An 805-nucleotide genomic window follows, 5' to 3' on the forward strand; every position below is an offset into this window, starting at 1 on the left:
TACCCAATGTTCATAGAACATTGCCGCAGCTTCGGTTTACAACTTAGCCCCGTTACATCTTCCGCGCAGGCCGACTCGACTAGTGAGCTATTACGCTTTCTTTAAATGATGGCTGCTTCTAAGCCAACATCCTAGCTGTCTAAGCCTTCCCACATCGTTTCCCACTTAGCTGTAATTTGGGACCTTAGCTGGCGGTCTGGGTTGTTTCCCTCTCCACGACGGACGTTAGCACCCGCCGTGTGTCTCCCGGATAGTACTTACTGGTATTCGGAGTTTGCAAAGGGTTGGTAAGTCGGGATGACCCCCTAGCTTAACAGTGCTCTACCCCAGTAGTATTCGTCGAGGCGCTACCTAAATAGCTTTCGGGGAGAACCAGCTATCTCCGAGTTTGATTGGCCTTTCACCCCTAGCCATCAAGTCATCCGCTAATTTTCAACATTAGTCGGTTCGGTCCTCCATGTTGATGTTACTCAACCTTCAACCTGCCCATGGCTAGATCACTCGGTTTCGGGTCTATATCCAGAGACTATGACGCCCAGTTAAGACTCGGTTTCCCTACGGCTCCCCTAGATGGTTAACCTTGCCACTGAATATAAGTCGCTGACCCATTATACAAAAGGTACGCAGTCACACCACGAAGGTGCTCCTACTGCTTGTACGTACACGGTTTCAGGTTCTATTTCACTCCCTCACAGGGTTCTTTCGCCTTTCCCTCACGGTACTGGTTCACTATCGGTCAGTCAGGAGTATTTAGCCTTGGAGGATGGTCCCCCCATATTCAGACAGGATAACACGTGTCCCGCCC

At 50.3% G+C, this 805-nt stretch carries 1 rRNA gene; it reads right to left on the reverse strand.

The annotated features are described in order from the left end of the window. Positions 1-805 (reverse strand): 23S ribosomal RNA (locus CIK04_RS30855); the annotation flags it as partial.

It is taken from the genome of Vibrio sp. 03_296, from assembly GCF_002265885.1.